The sequence below is a fragment of the Dietzia sp. B19 genome, assembly GCF_014145155.1.
Classification (GTDB): domain Bacteria; phylum Actinomycetota; class Actinomycetes; order Mycobacteriales; family Mycobacteriaceae; genus Dietzia; species Dietzia natronolimnaea.
The window spans coordinates 1-3,443 of the sequence record NZ_JAALED010000327.1 but is presented as its reverse complement, the minus strand read 5'-3'; the positions used below and the strand labels follow the sequence as shown (position 1 = coordinate 3,443).

General features: G+C 71.2%; 5 protein-coding genes. 3 read left to right on the top strand and 2 right to left on the bottom strand.

Annotation, left to right across the window (positions count from 1 at the left end; translation table 11 throughout):
- Nucleotide 1: 1 nt before the first annotated feature.
- Nucleotides 2-775: an SDR family NAD(P)-dependent oxidoreductase gene (locus G6020_RS09995; RefSeq protein WP_241732650.1), complete on the top strand. Its 774-nt coding sequence runs from the start codon at nucleotides 2-4 to the stop codon at nucleotides 773-775.
- A gap of 48 nt (nucleotides 776-823) precedes the next feature.
- Here the strand turns inward: G6020_RS09995 and G6020_RS09990 are convergent, their stop codons facing one another.
- Both G6020_RS09990 and G6020_RS09985 read right to left on the bottom strand, forming a co-directional pair.
- A complete protein-coding gene (locus tag G6020_RS09990; RefSeq protein WP_182610516.1) occupies nucleotides 824-1,234 on the bottom strand; it encodes a cupin domain-containing protein in 411 nt (136 codons plus the stop codon).
- Entirely contained in the window at nucleotides 1,231-1,656 is a 426-nt protein-coding gene (locus G6020_RS09985; protein ID WP_182610515.1) for a DUF1622 domain-containing protein, read from the bottom strand. The genes G6020_RS09990 and G6020_RS09985 overlap by 4 nt, the downstream gene beginning before the upstream one ends.
- Before the next feature lie 81 nt (nucleotides 1,657-1,737).
- Between G6020_RS09985 and G6020_RS09980 the strand changes: the two genes are divergently transcribed.
- Together G6020_RS09980 and G6020_RS09975 are read left to right on the top strand one after the other, a co-directional pair.
- Nucleotides 1,738-2,868, top strand: coding sequence for an LLM class flavin-dependent oxidoreductase (locus G6020_RS09980; RefSeq protein ID WP_182610514.1), 1,131 nt, complete (start codon nucleotides 1,738-1,740; stop codon nucleotides 2,866-2,868).
- A 60-nt stretch (nucleotides 2,869-2,928) separates the two neighbouring features.
- Nucleotides 2,929-3,291, top strand: a complete 363-nt coding sequence (locus G6020_RS09975) for an MTH1187 family thiamine-binding protein (RefSeq protein WP_182610513.1) — start codon at nucleotides 2,929-2,931, stop codon at nucleotides 3,289-3,291.
- Nucleotides 3,292-3,443 lie beyond the last annotated feature (152 nt).

The window sequence follows — 3,443 nt, the reverse complement described above, 5'->3', positions numbered from 1 at the left end:
CCTGGTGGCGGCCGGCGCCCACGTCGTGGTGACGGACATCGACCCGGTGGCCGCCCGGCGGGTGGCGGAGGAGATCACCCCGGGTACGACGGGAAGGGGATCGGCCCGGTCGGAGGCGCTCGACGTCACCGACGCCCGGGCGGTGTCGGACCTGGTCGGCGAGGTGGTCGCCGAGCACGGGGGCCTGGACCTGATGTTCGCCAACGCCGGAATCACCTGGGGCGGGGACACCGAGCTGCTCACCCTGGGGCAGTGGGACGCGATCGTCGACGTGAACATCCGCGGGGTCGTGCACTGCGTCCACGCCGCGTACCCGGAGATGATCCGCCGGGGAACGGGATCGCTCGTGCTCACCGCCTCCATGGGCGGGTTGTGCCCGGCGGGCCTGATCACCAGCTACGCCATGACCAAGCACGCGGTGGTGGGGCTCGGGCTCTCGCTGCGCGCGGAGGCGGCCGGCCACGGCGTCGGGGTGACCGTGGTGTGCCCGGCTGCGGTGGACACCGCGATCCTGGACAAGGGCGAGCTCGACGGCTTCGACGGCCGTCACTACTACCTCGAGGGTCAGGGCGTGCGGGAGCCGCTGGACCCGGATCTGCTGGCGGAGAGCGTCCTGCGTGGTGTCCTGGGGAACCGGGCGCTCGTGATCGAACCCGCGCGGGCGCGGGCGACGTGGCGTCTGCAGCGCCTGTCGCCGGCGCTGATGGACACGATGCTCACCAGGTACGTGCGCGCGACGAGGCGCCGGCGGGACGAGGGGCCCGCCGGCGCCTGACGCCGTGGACGAGCTCGGGGACCCAGGTGGCCCTGTGCCCGAGGTGTCTCAGTGCTCGTCGGCGTCCGATTCGGCCTTGGTCGCGTGGACGGTGCCGTGCTCGTGCTCCGGCGGGGCGTAGATCGAGTAGACCTTGAGCGGCTCGTCGCCGATGTTGGTGACGTTGTGCCACGACCCGGCGGGGACGAGGATCACCCAGTCGTCGCCGACCTCCTCGTCGAACTCCAGGCGGTCCTCGGCCGGTCCCATCTGGACGCGACCGCGACCCTGCTCGACCCGCAGGAACTGGTCGTGGTCCTCGTGCACCTCGAGGCCGATGTCGTCCCCGGGAGCGATCGCCATGACCGTCATCTGCAGGTGCTTCCCGGTCCACAGCGTGGTCCGGTAGTTGGTGTTGGCGAGGGTCGCGTCCTCGATGTTGACGACGTAGGGGTGGGGTCCGTGATCGGTGTCGGTCATGGTGTGGTCCTCTCGCTCTCGTGCACGTCGGCTCGCGCCTGGTCGTCTCCATCATGCCGGGTGCGGTCGGCTCGCGATCCGGCTCGCTTCTGCCACGGCCACCGGCCCGAGATCTCGAGTTCGAGCGACCAGCTGAGGAACGTCCTGATGAGCACGACCAACGCGAGCAACCCCACCGAGTCGTAGCTCGGCGAGATCGCGACGGTCCGGATGATGTCCGCGGCCACCAGGAGTTCCAGGCCCAGCAGGATCGCGCGGCCGAGACGGCGCCGGAATGCGGTGTAGACGTCACCCTCCGGGCCGTGTCGTCGACGCGGGTCGAGGGCGAACATGGCCGCCACCAACGCGCCCACCACGATGGCGGCCACGCCGGCCGCGTCCATGGTCTTGCCCACCAGTTCCACGGCCTCTGTGAACGTCATGAACGAACTGTAGACCCGCCCGGCCGGGGCGAGAGGGACCTCCGCAGACCCTATGGTTGACAGATCAACTAAAGTGGGGGCATGACTCAACACACCACCTCCGCCACGCCCGCCACCTCCGCATCTCCAGCGTCACACTCCGTCGCCTTTGGCCTCGACACCTTCGGCGACACCACCGTCGATGACCGAGGCGCGCGGGTCCACCACGCCCAGGTGATCCGGGACGTCGTCGAGCAGGCGGTGCTCGCCGACGAGGTGGGCGTCGACGCCTTCGGGGTGGGGGAGCACCACCGCCCCGACTACGCCGTCTCCGCCCCGGATGTGGTGCTCGCCGGCATCGCGACCCGGACGCAGCGCATCACGCTCGGCTCGGCGGTCACCGTCCTGTCCAGTGACGACCCGGTCCGGGTGTTCCAGCGCTTCTCCACGATCGACGCCCTGTCGAACGGGCGCGCCGAGGTCGTTCTGGGGCGCGGGTCCTTCACCGAGTCGTTCCCGCTGTTCGGCCTCGATCTCCAGCAGTACGAGCAGCTGTTCAGCGAGAAGCTGGACCTGTTCTCCGCGCTGCTGCCCGAGACGCCGGTGACGTGGTCCGGGGAGCTGCGGCGTCCCCTGGTCGACCAGCGCGTGTACCCGGAGACCGAGGGCGGGCTCTCCGCGTGGATCGCCGTGGGCGGCAGCCCCGAATCCGTGGTGCGCGCGGCCCGCTACCGGATGCCCCTCATGCTGGCGATCATCGGCGGGCCCGCCGGCAGCTTCGCCCCCTTCGCCGACCTGTACCGCCAGGCCAACGCGCAGCTCGCGGGCACCGACGCCCCGCGGTTGCCGATCGCCGTGCACTCGCCGGGTTTCGTCGCGGAGACCGACGAGAAGGCCGCCGCCCTGGCCCTGCCCCACTGGCTGGTCAACCGCAACAAGATCGGCCGCGAGCGGGGCTGGGGGGACGCGGGGGAGGCCGACTTCCACCGCGAGGTGAGGTCCGGGGCGATGTACGTGGGTTCACCCGAGACCGTCGCACAGAAGATCGCCGCGACCGTGCGCACACTGGGATTGGACCGCTTCGACCTCAAGTACGCCAGCGGCCCCACCCCGCACGAGCACCTCATGAACTCGATCGACCTCTACGGCCGCAAGGTCATCCCGCGCGTCCGCGAGCTGCTCGCCGGGGCGGGGTACGAACCCGGAGTGCCGCAGCAGGTGTCCCGCGGCTGACGGTCGGGTCCGGGCGGGAGTCGATCTGCGTGGGACGGGGCGGAGGCTTACGGTGGTGTCATGCTCTTCGCGTTCTCCGTCGCTCCCACCACGACCGCGGACGACTCGGCGTCCATGAGCGAGGCCGTGGCCGAGGCGGTCCGGGTGGTCCGCGCGTCCGGACTGCCGCATGAAACCACCTCGATGTTCACCACAATCGAGGGCGACTGGGACGAGGTCATGCCCGTCATCCGCGCCGCCACCGAGGCGGTCCTGGCGGTGTCCCCGCGGGTGAGTCTGGTGCTCAAGGCCGACCTGCGGCCCGGCCGCTCCGGTGAGTTGCGCGGGAAGGTGGACCGGGTGGAGCGCCGCCTGCAACACGGCCTGGCGGCGGACCCCGGGGGTGGGGAGAGGGGCGACGACGACGAGGTGGTCGCCTCGTGACCTCCCGCACTCCCTCGGATCACTCTGTGAACGACTCCGGATCCGACGGCCTGCACGGCGCGGACGGTGCCGCCCCGCGTGGTCCGCAGACGGTCGCGTACGTGGCGGCCACCGCGCTCGGCGGGATCGGCGCGCTGGTGGTGGCGGCCGTG